The organism is Pseudomonas sp. GW821-FHT04C07, from assembly GCF_059420325.1.
Genome location: NZ_JBWKTM010000008.1, coordinates 15865 through 33784, shown reverse-complemented (window position 1 = coordinate 33784; position 17920 = coordinate 15865). Strand labels below are relative to the sequence as shown.

General features: G+C 59.8%; 16 protein-coding genes. All 16 read right to left on the bottom strand.

Features of this window, described 5'->3' with window-relative positions; genetic code table 11:
• Positions 1–8 precede the first annotated feature (8 nt).
• Complete coding sequence (locus AC07UI_RS15945) at positions 9–734, bottom strand: glycosyltransferase family 25 protein (RefSeq protein ID WP_494993399.1); 726 nt, start codon at positions 732–734, stop codon at positions 9–11.
• Positions 735–790: 56 nt separating this feature from the next.
• Positions 791–2047 carry a capsule biosynthesis protein gene (locus tag AC07UI_RS15940; RefSeq protein WP_494993398.1) on the bottom strand — a complete coding sequence of 419 codons (1257 nt, stop codon included), beginning with the start codon at positions 2045–2047 and terminating at the stop codon, positions 791–793.
• A gap of 185 nt (positions 2048–2232) precedes the next feature.
• Positions 2233–2847 carry a CatB-related O-acetyltransferase gene (locus AC07UI_RS15935; protein ID WP_494993397.1) on the bottom strand — a complete coding sequence of 205 codons (615 nt, stop codon included), beginning with the start codon at positions 2845–2847 and terminating at the stop codon, positions 2233–2235.
• 16 nt (positions 2848–2863) lie between these two features.
• Entirely contained in the window at positions 2864–3772 is a 909-nt protein-coding gene (locus AC07UI_RS15930) for a glycosyltransferase (protein WP_494993396.1), read from the bottom strand.
• Positions 3769–4923: a glycosyltransferase family 4 protein gene (locus AC07UI_RS15925; protein ID WP_494993395.1), complete on the bottom strand. Its 1155-nt coding sequence runs from the start codon at positions 4921–4923 to the stop codon at positions 3769–3771. Before AC07UI_RS15925 ends, AC07UI_RS15930 begins: the two co-directional genes overlap by 4 nt.
• A 3-nt stretch (positions 4924–4926) precedes the next feature.
• Positions 4927–5805 (bottom strand): DUF6625 family protein, encoded by an 879-nt coding sequence (locus tag AC07UI_RS15920; RefSeq protein WP_494993394.1) that lies wholly within the window; start codon positions 5803–5805, stop codon positions 4927–4929.
• Between the two features lie 53 nt (positions 5806–5858).
• Positions 5859–7271: a PIG-L deacetylase family protein gene (locus AC07UI_RS15915; protein ID WP_494993393.1), complete on the bottom strand. Its 1413-nt coding sequence runs from the start codon at positions 7269–7271 to the stop codon at positions 5859–5861.
• Between the two features lie 8 nt (positions 7272–7279).
• A complete protein-coding gene (locus tag AC07UI_RS15910; protein ID WP_494993392.1) occupies positions 7280–8176 on the bottom strand; it encodes an antimicrobial resistance protein Mig-14 in 897 nt (298 codons plus the stop codon).
• On the bottom strand, positions 8176–9306 hold the full coding sequence (locus tag AC07UI_RS15905; protein WP_494993391.1) for a glycosyltransferase: 1131 nt from the start codon (positions 9304–9306) through the stop codon (positions 8176–8178). The genes AC07UI_RS15910 and AC07UI_RS15905 overlap by 1 nt, the downstream gene beginning before the upstream one ends.
• On the bottom strand, positions 9290–11047 hold the full coding sequence (locus AC07UI_RS15900; RefSeq protein ID WP_494993390.1) for a carbamoyltransferase family protein: 1758 nt from the start codon (positions 11045–11047) through the stop codon (positions 9290–9292). Before AC07UI_RS15900 ends, AC07UI_RS15905 begins: the two co-directional genes overlap by 17 nt.
• Positions 11048–11275: 228 nt before the next feature.
• Positions 11276–12727 carry a lipopolysaccharide kinase InaA family protein gene (locus AC07UI_RS15895; protein WP_494993389.1) on the bottom strand — a complete coding sequence of 484 codons (1452 nt, stop codon included), beginning with the start codon at positions 12725–12727 and terminating at the stop codon, positions 11276–11278.
• A 119-nt stretch (positions 12728–12846) separates the two neighbouring features.
• On the bottom strand, positions 12847–13653 hold the full coding sequence (gene rfaP / locus AC07UI_RS15890) for a lipopolysaccharide core heptose(I) kinase RfaP (protein ID WP_494993388.1): 807 nt from the start codon (positions 13651–13653) through the stop codon (positions 12847–12849).
• Positions 13653–14774: a glycosyltransferase family 4 protein gene (locus AC07UI_RS15885; protein ID WP_494993387.1), complete on the bottom strand. Its 1122-nt coding sequence runs from the start codon at positions 14772–14774 to the stop codon at positions 13653–13655. Before AC07UI_RS15885 ends, rfaP begins: the two co-directional genes overlap by 1 nt.
• Complete coding sequence (waaC, locus tag AC07UI_RS15880; protein ID WP_494993386.1) at positions 14774–15838, bottom strand: lipopolysaccharide heptosyltransferase I; 1065 nt, start codon at positions 15836–15838, stop codon at positions 14774–14776. Before waaC ends, AC07UI_RS15885 begins: the two co-directional genes overlap by 1 nt.
• A 1-nt stretch (position 15839) precedes the next feature.
• Positions 15840–16874, bottom strand: a complete 1035-nt coding sequence (waaF, locus tag AC07UI_RS15875; RefSeq protein ID WP_494993385.1) for a lipopolysaccharide heptosyltransferase II — start codon at positions 16872–16874, stop codon at positions 15840–15842.
• A gap of 71 nt (positions 16875–16945) precedes the next feature.
• Positions 16946–17869, bottom strand: coding sequence for a branched-chain amino acid transaminase (locus tag AC07UI_RS15870; protein WP_494993384.1), 924 nt, complete (start codon positions 17867–17869; stop codon positions 16946–16948).
• Positions 17870–17920 lie beyond the last annotated feature (51 nt).

Here is a 17920-nt window from a genome sequence, read left to right as displayed (position 1 = left end):
CCGGCACACTATCCGAACAGGCCGTAGCGAAGGCGCGCAGCCAGCCGGCCCAGGAGTTGTCGGGTCTTGAGCTTGGGCTTGCGTACCACCTGCTCGATATCACTCATGACCATCAGGCTCTGCCGGGCCAGCAGGGGCCGCACAAGGAACGCGCGGGTCATGGGCAGGAGACTTTCCGAGTAATACCAGTCGAGCGGCAGCCCGCTGAGCGGGGCCTCCTGCAGGATCCGATCATAGAGCTCTGCCCTGACCACGTAGGCATGAGCCAGGCGCACCCGGTTGACCGCCACCAGGTTGGCTGAAACATTGCGCGCCTGCCCGCCCTTCTTCAGCGTGCCCCCCAGGTACAGCATGGTCCAATCCCGCGACGACAACTGTGCTGGCACCCGACGCAGGACCGCAGGCGCATAGGACTCAAACTCGCAATCGTCCTCCAGGACCAGCACCTGCGGCCAGCCGCGAGCCTTGGCCATGGCAATCACGGCAAGATGGCTGCGCATGCAGGCCCAGGTAGCGCGCAACTTGTGTTCGAACCTGTCGCTGTCGCCATCGACGCGCAGCAGAAATTCGCGCAGTTGCGGCGAAGGCGGGTCATCGTCCAGCCGATGCATCGATACCGCACTGAAGCGCTCGGCCTGCAGCCCCAGACTGTGCAAGTGTGCCTGTATGCGAGCCCAGCGATCTTCCCTGCTGTCGAGATTGATGACGCAGGCATGTGCAAAAGGCCAAATCATTTTCCGTTCACCACCGCAACCGTGATTATTAATGTGCATGGCCTGACTCGCGGCCTCTACTGAACGGTGCCGTCAAGCACCTGAGAGGGCACAGGTTCTGCCTGCAGCAGACCGACCAACAACCCGATGGTGGTGTCCAATCCGTCTACCCCGTGCGCCAGGTGAAACTCGGCGAAATGCCGGGCCCGTTCCAGGCATTGCGGATAGTTGTCCTGGATCCAGGCTACCCGCTCGGCCAGCTCTGCTGCCGTGGTGACACGCTCGCCCAGGAAGCGCTCCTGAGAAAAAATGTCGTGATGTTCACCGGCATTGACATAAATAACCGGGCGCCGCGCCAGCGCCGCCTCGATAACCGCGTTAGACATGATGTTCACCACGACCGAAGCCTGCTCCAGCGCTGCGGCCAGGCCGACTCCACGGTCCAGGACCTGCACGTTGGGCAATGCAGCGGCAGCGCCGTGCCAAAACGGCACATGGCTACGCGGATGCGCCTTGATCAGCATCCGGTACTCCGGGTGCTGCGCCGCCCAGTCGCGCAACAGGGCGTAGGTTCGCTGGTAACCGCGCTCCTTCTCTTTGTCCGGACCGACGCCCAGGACCAGCAGCACCTGTCGCTCGGGGTCGGGCGGCGGCAGGTCGTAGGCAACGTCAATCATGTGCGAACCGGACAGTACCGCATTCGAACTGCCAAAGCGCAGCGGGCGGGACTGCAGGGCCTCCAGCGAACTGCGACCGAACATGAAGTAGTAATCGTAGTCGTTCATGCCCAGACGTCTTGAAGACTCGACCGTGGTCGCGTGCGCCAGGTGCACCAGCAGGCGATCGCGCCGGTTCAGCGCCAGGCGCAGGAAAGGCGCATACAGGCTGCCGTTACGGTCGTTGAGCAGAATCTTCGGCTGGTGGCGAGTCACCAGCCACTCGGCATGCGCGGCATAGCCAAAATAGCGCAGTGGCACCGACTGCTGCGGATGCTTGAGCAGACGCTGGGCAAGAATGGTCTCTGGCACCTGCAGCGCGGTTTCCACCAGTGAATGACCACTAGCACGCAGGGCCGCAATCAGCAGTTTCTTGCGCTGCAAGGCAATGACTTTGGATGCCGACTGCAGCAACAGGAAATCGCAGGGCTCTGCCACGACCTCGGCCGCCAGGCGCGCCTGCGCCCTCCAACCGAACAACCAGTCTGCGCAAGCGTCCCGGCCAAAGCGCAAGAGGCTGCCCAGCCAGGAATGACGCTCGCGCAACCGCCGCCAGCGATAGCGGTCCAGGGCATGAGCCTTGTCGGCCCAACTGTCGCCGGAAACATCCAGGATCATGCCAACCTCAATACACAGCAGCCGTAGTACGTCGACAAGCGAGCCCCGATAACCATGGCTGTAGCCAGCTTGCCGTCGATGCTCAGGGTCTCGGACAAGGCATGACCGAGGGCGCCGGCAAAAAATGGCGGACTGCGATGTTTACAAAATGTGTCGAAATTGAGCAATGCCCACACTCCCCTGACTCACCGTTGAGAGGCATAGGCAAGAAAGCTCTGAATATTCTCAGAGCAGAGCTTGCCAACCATCTCGGTTATCTCGGCCTGCGGCCAATCCCACCAGGCGGTCTCCAGCAACTGGGCGCGTACGTCTTCGGAAAAGCGCCACTTGAGAACTTGCGCAGGGTTACCGCCAACCACCGAGTACGGTTCAACATCCCTGGAAACCACTGCGCCCGCGGCCACAATGGCACCATGCCCAATGGTCACACCGGAAAGGATGGTGCAGTTGGAACAGAGCCAGACATCACTGCCAATCACCACATCGCCACGGCTGAAGGCATAGCCCTTGATGTACTCGGCCTCAGGCAGCATTGCAGGGAACGGGTAAGTGGTGACCCACTCGGCGCGGTGATGCCCCCCCAGGAATATCTGCACACCTTCGGCTATCGAGCAGTAGGCGCCAATGCTCAACGTCGAGCCTTCCTGCCAGTCGTGTACCAGCGGCAAGCCGTAGCTCCCCGTGCCGAACGCGAAACCCGGGTAACGCTGGCGAAAGCGCGCCCCTCCCCGCTCGATCCTGGGCAGCTTGCGAATGGCGCGCCTGGCCCGTTTAGCGAAAAAATCCTGAATCCACCCCACCCTGGTTCCTCCGCCGCTATTTGGCACTTGAACGAATACCCAGCGCGCTCTTCACGGTGTAACCCGCCCAGCGCATCAGGCCTCGAAAGGTTTTACGGGTCCACCACCTGAACGGGATAGTGGCCAATAACTCTCGCGCCAGAACAGTGTCGCGGTTGGCGGTTTTAAGAAACATCGAGTTGAGCGCCTTGTACTTCACGGCTTCATACTCGGGATGATCGCTGAACAAGGCGAACGTGCGCAGAATGTTGTCGATCATGAAGCGGTTGTTCTTATAGGTATTGGTCTCGTGTTTGCGGTAGCGCGCCATCACCACACCTAACCCATCGATGTAATACCCGGCCCGGGTGATCTTCAACTCGATCAGCAGGTCCTCCAGGCGGATGCTCGGATCGAACCCACCCACCTTTTCCAGCGCCTTGCGACGAATCAACAGGGTGGGGGCCGGTGGATAGGGCTTGCGCTCCAGGAACATGTCGTCGAAATCCAGACGACGAAACGGCACATCCCGTCGCTGACGATGTTCCGGAAACAACTTACCGTTCGAATCGATCAATTCGATATTGCCGGCACAGATGCCCACTTCGGGCTTGTCCGCCATGTGCGCCACCTGAATCGCAATGCGATCGGGCATCATGATGTCATCGGAACCAAAAGGGGCAATGAACTCGCCCTTGGAACGCGCGATGGCGTCGTTGAGGGTGTTGGTCAATCCCTGGTTTTTCTGGACCCGGAAATCGAAACCGTGTTCGGCCTGCAACCGGGTTATCCGCTCGACGCTGTCGTCCGTGGAGCCATCGTCGACAACCAGCAATTCAATGGGACTATAGGTCTGCGCCAGTACGCTGAGGATACTTTCCTCAATGTAGGGGCCATGGTTGTAGGAGGCGATAATCACCGTAACCAGCGGAGAGTGACTCGTCATGCTTGCTCCTTGCCCGCCTGGCGCAGCCCGGACTGAATAAGATCCAGGTACTCCTGACGGAACACGTCGATATCGTGCTGTTCTCGCAGATAACGGTAGGCCTGCTCACCTTTGGTTTTGAGGTCCTCGTCCGAAAGCCCCAGATACGTATCCAGCGCCCTGACAAGAGACGGGACATCCGCAGGCTCGACGGCAAGACCGCCAGCGCCCTGAACAAGCGGAAGCATGGCCGGTACATTCGAGGCAATCACCGGCAAATGGCCGCTCATGCCTTCGAGTAACGCCAGGCCCAATCCCTCGGCCAACGAGGGCATGGTCCAGATATCGAACGCGCGAACATACTGCAGAGCGTTTTCCTTGAACCCCAAAAGATGCGCACGACCGCCCAGACCCAATCGCTCAATCTCACAGCTCAAACGCGCTTCTTCACGACCGGCGCCGATGATCGCCAGTTGCGTCTGGGGATATTTGTCTTTAAGCGCGGCAAAAGCCTGCAATAAATAGGTATGCCCTTTAACCGGCACCAAACGCCCAAGCGCGCCGATCAAGCGTACCGACGGATCAATCCCCAACAATTCACGAGAACGCTCACGCGAGTGCTGCAAGCTTTCAGCCTGCTCGATATCAATGGCATTGGTAATTGCAAAGGTATTGCGGTCAGTGAAGCCGCAATCACAATCCAGCAAGTACTGTTTGACGGCCGGCGACACGCCGACAAAACGCCAGTGGCCGTCGACGAGGCTTTGGGTCTGACGCCGCCGGTAAAAACGGTCGTACTCGCCGAAGCCATGAGAAATACCGATACACAACGGTATTTTCAGCCAGCGATTGAGTTGCAGCAGCATGTTCACCGGCTTGAAGCGGTTGCAAATGACCACATCAAACTTTTCTTTTCGGCAAAACTGATACAACCGCCACATGGCTCGCAGGCGCATTCCCTTCAGGGACTTGTCGGTAAATTCGAAATAGACCGAGCGATCGGCACGGCTCACTGCCTCACCCTGCCCCGGCCGGCCGCGCAAAAACGCCGCGGTCACTTCATAACGCTCTACCGGCAGGGCTTTGACGATCTGCTCCGCAAGGTCGGCAAAATCGTGTGCTTTAACGTTGTAGTCCGGCTGCAGCTGCAGGACCTTGGAACGCTGACTCATAGCTCATCCCCGATCAAAACCTATTGCATCAATGACCCAGGCCGACTCGGCAGCCAATCCTTTTACGTGCTCAGAATCGGGGTCAGCCAACCCTGACCACTCATTGCGTTTCCAGCAAACGAAGTGGAAATACGGAAACGAGCGATCGCCATCACGATCATTGGTCAGCTGACCGTCACGCCAATACCAGAGTTTGGGGAAACGATCGCTGCCATCATGCCACTTGATAACCCCGCCAGGCGTGCTGAACGCTTCGGTAAACTCACTCCGTCGCCGCCACGGATTGAACTTGCCGACCAGCTTGAAAAACGGCTTGGGAAAGTTCTTGCGCCAAAGGAAGATCCGGCTGAACGCTCCTTCATCCAGAGCATGGTGCTGCTGATCGGTAAACCGTTTTTGCCAGTTCTCGATCCGCATGAAGCACTCACGTTGGCGAGCGGTATTGCGCATCAGGCACAGGTGCCCGGCGACCCGCCGCTCATGGGTCGAAAACAGGTCATAACCGGCCAATCGCTCAGCCGTGAAGTAGCGACGCAGGTCACCATACACCAGATCAATATCGCCGAAAGCCCAGAAATCGTAACCCGCCAGGCGATCGACATGGATATGGCCGAGTGCTGGTTTGATGTCACAGAGTTTGTAAGCCGCATCAGGCGAAAAATCGATATTCAAGCGTCGCGATACCAATTGGCAGTATTCGCTGAAACCGATGCTCTCGATTTTTACGTTGTCTGGCAGGTTCTGCGCACTACCGCAGTCACTGAACAACAGCCAGTCGATATCCGCATTGCGCCGGCAGCTTTCGAGAAAGAACGGCATCCAGAACGGCCAGCGACCGAAATAAGGAATAATGAAAAGAATGCGGGGGCACGGATTAATCACAGAGAGCTCACTACAGAGAAGAGAATACGAGGCGATGCTATACCCGTGCGGCTTTATTTATGCTTCAAAAACCATAACAGCTCATGACGTCTGACAGACTTGCGAAAAAACTCGTTCTCTCCAAAAGGCGACGGCGCTCTGCCAGCCAGAAGCCACTGTATCGAGCGGCGCAAACGACGCTTGAACGGCAGTCGCGGTTGCAGGTCATGCATCATCCCCAACGCCATTGCTTTATCGCGCTGCTGCGCGACAGACAAAGGCAATGAGCACGGCTGCAGTACTTGCGTCGAGTCGAACACCGGCGGCAAGGCGATGCCGGCACCTGATTCGCCCATCGGCCAGCGATCATTGTCATGCAGGTGGTTGGCATACCCAAGCAAGGTTGTAGGCTGCCAGTCCAGCCCCTGCAACGCTTCCAGCACCGCAGCCTGAGCACAGCGGTGGTCCGGGTGCGGGTCCAGCGAGGGGTGCGGCAGCACAATGACTTGCGGGCGAGCCTTGAGCAGCAACTCGCGTAAATCGGCCAGCAGATTATTCCAGGTCGGTGCGCCGTCGCTGTCGCCGGGCAGGGAGAACGGGTTCAATTGGCGGAACAGCCGGGTATCGCTCAAGTCCGCTTCCCGGGAGGCCATTGGCTGATCCGGCGCAGCCTGCATGGCGGCCAGTTGCAAGCAGAAATACCCCAACTGCACGCAATGTGTCTCGGGCACCCCCGCCCAGCGCGGCACGGCAATGCTGTCCCAGGCACGCAAACGGCCCTTGATTCGCGCCGCATCGACAGGGTTCAGCCCCATCTGTTGATAGTGTTCAGCTTCGATCTCACCGGCCGTCAAAGTGACGATCCAGGCTTCATCGGCCTGGCTGTACAAACCGAAGGCAGCCAGTTCGGCATCATCGGCGTGAGGCGCAATGACCATCACCCGTTGACGACGGTAGTCGGGATACCGGAATGACCACAGCGTCGGCTCACCGAGCAGTCGGCAAAAGCGTCCGCGAAGGCGCAACTCGCCGCTCGTCAGAGGTCCGGCCAAGCCACTGAGATTCAGGTAGCGCACGCCATTCACGCCGCGTTCGAAGGTCTGTCGGTCCGGGCTCTGGGTACCCGTCAGTTCAACGGCCGGGTCCAGGAAACGCCCCAGCCAGCGACTCTTGACCTGGATCGCCAACACCAGGGTTTCGTCGCCAGTCAGGCTCGATGATTCGTCCAGAAGTACACGCCCACCGTCGAGGCGGACCTTGAGCTTTTTGCTGTCAGCCGGGAAGCCGTAGTCGTAATCATCTTTGACCGAGTAGAACAGATGGTCGGCGAACCACGCCTCGTGGGCCACCCAGGCCGGCACGCCGAGCAACAACGGCAGCCACCAGGCCACCAGCAGGCCAATCGCGATCAACAGCACCAGACCGATCAGCAAGCCGATACGCTTGTTGCGCCGATGGCGCTTGAGCAATTGCTGCTTGCGACTCATACCTTGACTCATACTTCGAACACCGGCACAGGGTTGCACCAGCGGTCCTTGTATTCCCGGTCAGCGCGACCGAAGGAGAAACGCAGCGGCTTGCCGATCGCCCGGGCGTGCTCCCAGGCACTTTGGGTGTTGAGGAAACTCAGCACACTCCCCGGACTGAACTCGCGGGTCTCGGGGTCGACGCCACCGTTGATGTACTCGACACTGATCCACTCGGGAGCTTCGACGCGGTAGACCAGTTGAATCGCAATCGGCGCATCGTTGAGGAAAATCACCGAACCGATCAGCAGTTCGCGCAGCAGCTCGACCACCTCTGCCATACGCTCGGCGCCAGTGGCCGGGAAGCCCCAGCGACGCTGGAACAGGTCGCAATAGATAGCCGCCAGCTCGCGACTTGAAAACTCGCTGACCGGTCGCACCACCCCGCCTGCCTCTTCCAGCAAACGCAGTTCGCGACGCTGGTTGTAGCGGAATTTTTTCGACAGATCTTCAGGAGTGCGGGCCATGGCCAACTGCTCGGCCTGCACTTTGAGAGAGACAAAACGGCCTTCATTCAGGGCCGAGAGATAGCGCCCGCGATGACGCAGAGGAACCTGCGCATCGGCGGCAGCCGGGAGGATCAGCTCAGCATTGCCAAGGTCGAACAACCCTTTCTTGCCGCTGCGCTTGAGCACGTCCTTGGACAGGGCCAGATCACGACCCCAGGTCGGAATCGCGGCTTTGAGCTCACCGTTTTGCTCCCAGGCCAGATAGCGCACCGGGATATCGGCCAACCGCGCCAGGCGCTCAACCACCAACGGATGCGTCGCGACGCTGCCGCCGAAGCGTTGCCAGGCATCGGTGTAAGTCGACGCATCGACAACGACCCAGCCGCGTTCGCGCCAGCCTTTAAATCGGTTGAGCATCAAACCCTCGCGGTCAGGTCGATAACGTGGGGCAAACGCCAGAACGCGTCACCCACCGCCCGATCCGAGAAGCTCTCACGCAAGCGATCGAGCATCAGCTCGGCGCAGACCTGACGCTGCTCGTCGTTCATATTGGCCAGACGCTGCAGTCCTTGAGCCATGTGCTCGGCATCGCCCAATGGAAAAAGAATGCCCACGCCTTCGACCACCTCCTTGGCGCCACCGCAAGCGGTCGCCAGCAAGGGCACGCCGGCAGCCATGGCTTCCAACAGCACCATACCGAACGGTTCATGGTCAGAGCTCAGGGCAAACACATCAAATGCGCGGAAATAGTGCCGGGCCTCTGGCACCTGGCCAAGGAACAACACGCGATCACCGATGCCCAGCTCGCGGGCCAGCGCTTTGAGGTCCTGTTCCAGGCGACCGGCACCGAGGATCGCCAGTTGGCTGTTCACCGGCAAACTTGGCAACGCGGCAGCAAACCCCCGCAACAGCGTGGCCTGATCCTTGTCCGGGTGCAGCCGTCCGACGTTGCCGACAATCCAGGCATCCGGCGACAGGCCCAGCGCATTACGAGCCTCAATGGCCGGCAACTGGCTGGCCTGCAAGGCCTCGATATCGATGCGGTTGTAGAGCGTCTGAATCCGCTCGGTCGGCCAGTTCGGCAGGCAACGACGCATGTCATCACGTACCGCGTCGGACACCCCAAGCAGGCTCAGGCGCTTGCGGAAAACATGCGCAAACAGCTTGCGGGTACGCCGCTGGTAATCACCAAACGCGTGGTGCACGCCGATCACCGGCAACGCGGTACCCAGCAAGGCGATATAGATCGGTTTGAAACGATGAGCGATGCAGAAACTGAAGTTACGCGACGCGGCAATCTTGCGCATATCGCCAATCGCGCCCAGCTTCAGGCCACGAATGGCCTTGGAGCTGTATTCCATGAACAGCACCTCGTCAGAGGCGCAGCCCGCGGCGACCTCGGCATCGGCAACCCCGGTCAGGAACACCGTGGTCACCCGATAGCCGGTCCCCGCGAACAGACTGGCGTATTGCCGGGCACAGTCCAGGAACGGCCCGTCATAGCCGTGACAGAACTGCAGAACATGACGCTCAGCCGAGCGAGTCATAAGCGTCCACGCCGTCTTTGACCACAAGGATGTCTTCCATGATCAGATACTGCAGATCGGAACCGAAGAACATGTTCAGAGCGTCGGTCGGAGAGCAGATCATCGGCTCACCACGGCGGTTCAGCGAAGTGTTCAGCGACACACCGTTACCGGTCAGCACTTCCAGTGCTTTCATCATGTCGTAGTAGCGCGGGTTGTACTCGCGCTTGAGCACCTGCGCCCGGGACGTGCCGTCTTCGTGAACCACTTCCGGCACGCGGGTTTTCCATTCCTCAGACACTTCAAAGGTAAAGGTCATGAACGGCGCCGGGTGATCGATCTTGATCATCTGCGGGGCGACGGTGTCGAGCATCGACGGGCAGAAAGGCCTCCAGCGCTCGCGGAATTTGATCTGATGGTTGATCCGGTCAGCCACGCCAGTGGCACTCGGGCAACCGATGATCGAACGACCGCCCAATGCACGCGGACCGAACTCCATGCGCCCCTGGAACCAGGCCACCGGGTTACCGTCGACCATGATTTTGGCGATGCGCTCCGGGGTGTTGTCGATCTGACGCCAGGCCGGCTTGCTCGGGTGACGGGCACAGGCGGCGATCACGTCTTCGTTGCTGTAGGACGGGCCAAGATAGACGTGTTCCATCTTCTCTACCGGTACACCACGGGCATGGGAAACGTAGGCTGCCGCGCCGACCGCAGTACCGGCATCGCCGGACGCTGGCTGCACGAACAGCTCCTTGATGTCGTCGCGAGCAATGATCTTCTGGTTCAGCTTGACGTTCAGCGCACAGCCACCGGCGAAGGCCAGCTTGCCGGTTTCCTTGAGGACGTCGCCCAGGTAATGGTCGATCATCTGCAACGCCAGTTTCTCGAACAGCGCTTGCATGCTCGCGGCGTAGTGGATGTAAGGTTCGTCAGCGATGTCGCCTTCGCGTTTCGGGCCCAGCCACTCGATCAGCTTCGGTGAGAAGTAGAAGCCCTTGCCCTTCTCTTTATAGCGCCGCAGGCCGATGACGTTGGCGTACTCGGTGTTGATCACCAGTTCGCCGTTTTCAAAACTGGCCAGACGCGAGAAATCGTACTTGCCGGCATCGCCATATGGCGCCATGCCCATGACCTTGAATTCGCCGTCGAGCATCTCGAAGCCGAGGAATTCAGTGATTGCGCCATACAGGCCGCCGAGGGAGTCCGGATCGAAGAACTCTTTGATCTTGTGGATCTTGCCGTTTTCGCCGTAACCGAAGAAGGTCGTGGCGTACTCACCCTTGCCGTCGATCCCCAGGATCGCGGTTTTCTCTTTGAAACCGGAGCAGTGGTAAGCGCTGGAGGCGTGAGCCAGGTGGTGCTCGACCGGTTCGATCTTGATTTTCTTCGGGTCGAAACCCAGTTGCTCAAGGCACCAGACGATCTTGTTGCGATAACGCTTGTAACGGCGGTTGCCCATCAGGATCGCGTCGAGGGCACGGTCCGGGGCATACCAGTAGCGCTTGGCATAGTGCCAGCGAGCCTTGCCGAACAGGCTGATCGGGGCGAACGGAATGGCCACCACATCAACGTCGGAAGGCTTGATACCGGCCTGTTCCAGGCAGAACTTCGCCGATTCGTAGGGCATGCGGTTCTTTGCATGTTTATCGCGTACGAAGCGCTCTTCTTCAGCCGCTGCAACCAGCTTGCCATCGATGTACAGGGCTGCGGAAGGATCATGGCTAAGGGCGCCGGACAGGCCAAGAATCGTCAATGCCACAGGGGTCTAGCCTCTTTAGTCTGCATGCAGGCGGCGGGCGCCTGAGAAAAATGTGTCCTCGCAAAGCGGCGAGAAACAGCTAAAGGGCGGGATTATAGCGTAAAGACGGCGGGAATGACCCAGAGGTTGTTTGAGAACGCTTGTGGCGAGGGAGCCTCGCCACAAGTTTGCGCCTGAGCGGTGTACTTGCAGGAGCGAGGCTTGCCCGCGATGGGCCGAAGGCCCGATCTACCGGGCGCCATCGATGGTCTTGGGCAACCGCTGATCAATCACTTGATACAGCGCACTGCCCTCAGGCCAATTGCGCATGAACCGAGCGCGATCCCGGGCGTAGGCCGGGGCGAAGCTGCTGGCCGAGTGGTGCTGACACATTGAGTCCAGATCGATCAACGCCCAACGGTCGTGATGCCAGAAAAGGTTATGGCCCTTGAAGTCACCGTGACTGATACGTTCGCGGATCAGCTCGGCGAACAAGTCATCCAGCGCCTGCAACTCGACCTGCGGCGCGTCACCGCTTTCAACAAACGGCGCAAAGCGCTCGATGATGTCCGGCCCGGGCAAGTACTCGGTGATCAAGTAGGCACGGCTGCGCAACCAGAGAAAACGCCGTTCCAGTAACGCCAGCGGCTTGGGTGTGGCAATCCCCAGGAACGTCAGGCGATTGCCTTCGCGCCATGAATGCCAGGCCCGGCTCGGGCGCCAAAAGCGCTTGAGCCAATGGGTGAAGCCCTTGATGTTGTAGCGCTTGATCACCAGCGAACGACCAGCCACCTCGACCCGCCCGACACTCGCGGCGCCGCCGGTTTTGTACAGGTGGCCCTGGTCGAGCAAGACATCGGCCTGATCCAGCACTGACAGCATCGCCGACTCTTCCTCGCGACGAATCGCCCGCAAGACGAACGCACTACGCTGCACGCTGAACAGCGAGCAGTCACGACCAACCTTGTTGAGGATGTCGTTCAGGCGCCAGCTGCGTACTTTACTCACCTGTTTTTGCAGGGCTTCCAGCGGCAAGGCGTGTTCGCTATTGCTCAACAGATAATGCACCAGCAACTCTTCGGTGAACGGTTCAAAAGCCTTTGGCAGCTGCGCAAAGAAGACACCGAGGTTTTCCAGGACTTTTTGCCGAGACAGCGGCCTGCCCGCGTGCTCGACGCAGATCCCTGCACCGTCGATCAAATACAGCTGCCCCTGGTACCGCAGCAGGTTGTCCAGATGCAAGTCTTCCTGCCACAAGCCTTTGCTGTGCAGTTGACCAATGACCGCCAACGCCTCAGCCAGAACCGCTTGTTGCTCATCAGCCAACACCGGGAGCGCTTCGACGCGCTTCCAGGCATCACCCAGACTTTCAGCGCTTTCGAGAAAATCAAACAGCAACCAGCCGCCTTCGCCTTCCTTCAGGCCATCGGCCAATAGCAACGGCGTGGTCATGTCCTGGGCGGCGAGCAAACGCACGCCGTCCAGCTCACGCTGGAAATGCCGGGCCGCCTTGCGACCCACCAACAATTTGGCCAGGACCGGCCGCCCACGCCAAACGCCTACGCCGACATAACGCTGCCCCGGCAACACTCGCAACAAGCTGAGCAATTGTAACTGGGCCGGGCCGGCAGCATCCGCCAGTTCCAGACTCAGCGGCAGGCTTGGTGTGCGGCCGGCATTCTTCAATTCGGACAAACGCATCAATGGGTCTCCTTGTGGCTGCGCCGCGCGGTCAGATGCCGAACCCAGGCATCAATCATAGGACTGCTCAAAGGCTGATCCAGATGAGTTGCAAGCAAGCTCCAGCTTCAAGTCCGCCATCAGAGAGCATCTCCGTACCGCTGTTTACGCTCGTAAAGCTTGCCAGCCTTGCCTTCCAGTCGCGCGAGCAATGGCGCTTCGTCCCGCAGAATCTGCCGCAACGGCTGCTGAAAGTAGCCCTTGAGAAAACGCAGCTTGTCGCGGCGGGTCAGACCGATGTCCAGCGCCGAGAAATACAATGCCGCCAGATCCTTGTTGCGCCAGCGCAGGGTGATCTCCGGGCGGGTCTGGGCGCGGTGCAGGTCAATCACCGAGAGCTTCAAGTCGTCGGCAGTTACCGGTTTATCGGTGTGCAGCAGGAAATGGCAGATATAGCAGTCGCGGTGGTTGACCCCGGCTCGATGCATCATGCCGGTCATTCGCGCTACCTCAGCGATCAGCGCGCGCTTGAGCCTGGGCTCTGGCGGTTGCTTGACCCAATCAATGCTGAAGTCTTCGAGGCTGACGGTCGGCGCCAGCTCTTCGGTGACGATGAACGAATGCTGATCCGCCGGGTTGCTGCCGCGCTCTCCATAGGCGACGGCGGTCATGGTCGGCACGCCGACTTCATGCAGGCGTTCCAGCGCTCGCCATTCCTGTCCGGCACCGAGTACCGGCAGTTTGGCGGTGAGCAGATTCTTGAAGATTTCGCCCCAACCGATACCACGGTGGATTTTCACAAAGTAACCGCGCCCGGCGATTTCCGTACGCAAGGTACGGCGCGCCTCCAGCTCACGGTAAACCTGACCGCTGAGCCCCTCGACCTCAGCGAACGCGTCGCGCCCGGCCCAAAGGGCCTTGAACGGTTCGGCAAGAATCAACTTCATCAGTGTTGCTCCGCCAGAATCACATCCGCAGCGTGCTGCGGCATGCTATAGAGGTCGGCCGTCTCGGCGAAAGCCAGACCATTACGGCCCCAGGCCGTGCGTGCTGCATCGTCGCTCAACATGGTGCTCAGGTACTCAGTGAGTTGCGCCTGTTCGAACGGCTCGTCCAGCACCAGACCGCTGTCGGCCTCGGCGATGTAATGAGCGTAACCGCAGACCGCACTGACCAGCACCGGCAACCCTGCGACCAATGCTTCGAGCAAGACCGTACCGGTGTTTTCGTTGTACGCCGGGTGGATCAACAGATCGGCACCGAGCAGAAAGCGTGGAATATCGCTGCGCCCCTTGAGGAACTGTACCTGATCACTCAAGCCCAGTGCCGCGCTCTGCAATTGGAATACTTTGGGGTCGTCCTGGCCAATTACAAACAGCCGGGTGCGTTTCTTCAACGCCGAAGGCAATGCCGCCAGCGCCTTGAGACTGCGATCCACGCCCTTGGTTTTGAAACCAGAGCCGATCTGCACCAACAACAGGTCATCGTCGGTCAGTTTGAATTCCTGGCGGAATTGGGCGCGAATCTCGGCCGCATTGGCCGGTGCACGACGATCCTGAGTGATGCCCGGCGGCAACAGGTGGAAGCGCTGCAAAGGCGTGTCGTAATGCTTGATGAACAGCGGCTGCTGGACTTCGGAAATCATCAGGACTTCGGTTTTGGCGTCTTCGGCGAATACCGCGCGCTCATACTCGGCGAAATGCCGGTAACGACCCCAACGGCGATAGAACGAATTGCGCAGGGTCTGCGCCTTGTCCTCGTAGCAGCCGTCGGCGGCGTAGTACACGTCCAGCCCAGGCATCTTGTTGAAACCGATCAAGCGGTCCACCGGACGCTTGGCCAGATCGGCCTCCATCCAGGCGCTGAGTTTTTCATTGCGCCGATGGTTGAAGATCGCCTTGACTGGCGCCACCAGCACTTCGAAACCCGGCGGGATATCGCCTTCCCAGATCAGCGTGTAGACGCGAATCTGATGCCCGCGCTGCTGGCATTCCAGGGCGATACGCATGAAATCGCGCTGCAAACCACCAAACGGGAAATATTTATAAAGGACAAAAGCCAGTTGCATCAGCGTAGCTCCTCAGCCAGTAACAACGTGCTTAATCGGCTCGCGACACGCTCGGGATTCAGACGAGTGAAGCACAGCGGCCACTCGCGTTTGAGGTCAAACCGCTGCTGGTCCTGGGCAGTCGGCTGGTAGGTGCATTTCTTTTGCAGGCAAGGCGCGCAGCTTGGGAAGTCGCTCGCCAGATGAATCTGGCTCTTGCCATAGGCGCCGCTCAGGCCCGGATTGGTGGGACCGAACAACGAGAGTGTCGGCACATCCAGCGCCGCCGCCAGATGCCCGAGGCCGGTATCCACTGCGACGCACGCCTGCGCGCCGGCCAAGACCCTGGCCACACCGGCCAGATTCAGTTTTGGCAATACTTCGGCGTTCTTCAGACCACTGGCAATACGTTCAGCCCGGGCCTTTTCGGCCGGGTTGCCCCACGGCAGTTTCACCTCGACGCCCAACTGCCCCATGCGCTCGGCGAGCTCACGCCAATAGGCTTCGGGCCAGTGCTTGGTATCCCACGTGGTGCCGTGCAGAAATAGTACAAATGGGTTTTTGCGCGGCAGCTCAACCAGCTTCTCGATGTTCAGGCCATAGTCGCCGAGACCTTTGGGCAGGTCATAACCCAGCGCCACCGCGAACAACTGACGCACGCGTTCTACCGCATGCTGCCCTCGAGCCACCGCCAGACGCCGCGAATAGAAACGCGCAGCCAAGGGTTCGCGGGCCGACTGGCGATCAAGTCCGGCCACCGGAGCCTTGACGTACCGAGTCAGCCAGGCGCTTTTCAGCAAGCCTTGAGCGTCAATCACCAGGTCATATTCAGTCGCGCGAATGCTTTGCTTGAAGCGCCGCCATTCGCCACTTTTGATGGTCTGCCAGATGTTCTTGCGCCAGCGACGGATCGCCACCGGAATCACTTTGCCAACGGCCGGGTGCCAGGTTGGAATCTCGGCAAAGCCTTCTTCCACCACCCAGTCGAATGTGATCCCCGGAATCGCCCGCGCCGCGTCGGTCAATGCCGGCAAAGCATGAATCACATCGCCCAGGGAGGACGTCTTGATCAACAGTACCCGCAACTTACTGAACCTCGACCACAGAGCCCTGCAACCGCTGCAAGGCATCGACCACCGGTTGCGGCATGAGCTGACGCAAACAATTGTAATGGCCAAAACGGCAGGTGCGATCAAAGCATGGGCTGCATTCGATACCCAGCCGGACAATCTCGACCTTCTCCGCCAGCGGCGGGGTGAAATCCGGTGACGTCGAGCCGTAGACCGCCACCAGCGGCCGGTTCAACGCAGCCGCTACGTGCATCAACCCGGAATCGTTGGACACCACCGCATCCGCGCATGACAGCAAGTCGATGGCCTCGGCCAGAGAGGTGCCGCCACTGAGATTCACCGTCTCCTCACGCAGGCCAGGAATCAACCGCGCGCGAATGTCTTCGCCGACCGCGTGATCGTTCTTCGAACCGAACAGCCAGACTTGCCAGCCCTCGCGTATCTTCAACTCGGCGACCTTCGCGTAATGCTCGGACGGCCAGCGCTTGGACTCACCAAACTCTGCGCCCGGGCACAGCGCCAGCACCGGACGGTCCAGCTCCAGGCCGAACCTGGTCAGCGCAGCGTCGCGAGTGGCGTGGTCGATTTGCAGGGAGGGACGCGGATACGGTCGAGGCAACTCGGCACCGGAATCAACGGCCAGGGCCATGAAGCGCTCGATCATCAGCGGGTAACGCTCTTTGTCGAGCGTGCGCACATCGTTGAGCAGGCCATAGCGGAACTCGCCACGCCAGCCGGTGCGTTTCGGGATGCCGGCGAAAAACGGCACCAGCGCCGATTTCAGCGAGTTGGGCAGCAAAATCGCCTGATCGTATTGACCGACCAATGATTTGCCGATGCGTCGGCGGGTCGCCAGTTCGAGCACGCCGTGGCCGAGCGGAAAGCTCAAGGCCTGCCGCACCTGGGGCATGCGCTCAAGGATCGGCCGGCTCCACTCGGGAGCCAGAACGTCGATCTCGCACTGCGGATGGCGCTGTTTCAGACACTGGAACAGTGTCTGCGCCATCACCATGTCACCGACCCAACTGGGCCCAACGATCAGAATTTTCATAGTTATCCACAAACGAGCAGGGAGGCATGACCAGTTGAACCGGCTGCCTCCCCGTCTTATTTATCCAGGCTTTATTTGACCAGTGTACGCCACTCGGCATGGGCGGACGTTTTGCCGCTGACCAGATCGAAGTAAGCCTTTTGCAATTTCTCGGTTACCGGGCCCCGACTGCCAATGCCAATACTGCGGCCATCGACTTCGCGGATCGGTGTCACTTCCGCGGCGGTACCGGTGAAAAACGCCTCGTCGGCGATGTACACCTCATCGCGGGTAATACGTTTTTCGACAAACTTGATCCCCAGCTCACTGGCCAGGGTCAGGACCGTACTGCGGGTAATGCCGTTCAGGCAGGCCGTGACGTCCGGGGTGTAAAGCACACCATCCTTGACCAGAAACACGTTCTCGCCCGAGCCTTCGGCGACGAAACCTTCCGGGTCCAGCAACAAGGCTTCGTCGGCACCGCCGGACAAGGCTTCCTGCAATGCCAGCATCGAGTTGATGTAATGCCCGTTGGCCTTGGCGCGGGTCATGGAAATGTTCACGTGGTGCCGGGTGAAGGAACTGGTACGAACCTTGATGCCGGCGCGCAGCGCTTCTTCGCCCATGTAAGCGCCCCAACCCCAGGGTGCAATGATCACGTGAACTTTCAAACCGGTGGCGCGCAGCCCCATCGCCTCCGACCCGTAGAACACCATCGGGCGGATGTAAGCGCTGTCGAGTTTGTTCTCGAGCACCGCGACACGCGTCGCTTCATTAATTTCGTCTTTGGAAAACGGGATCTTCATGCCCATGATGTGGGCCGAGTCGAACAGACGATCGGTGTGCGCCTCCAAGCGAAAGATCGCCGTGCCTTGTGGCGTTTCGTAGGCGCGCACGCCTTCGAACACACCCATGCCGTAATGCAGGGTATGGGTCAGCACATGGGTGGTGGCGTCTCGCCACGGCACCAGCTTTCCGTCATACCAGATAACGCCATCACGATCGGCCATCGACATGATTCAGCTCCTCAGCAATCCTGCCCGAAAGCGTAGCCACCGGGCAAACAG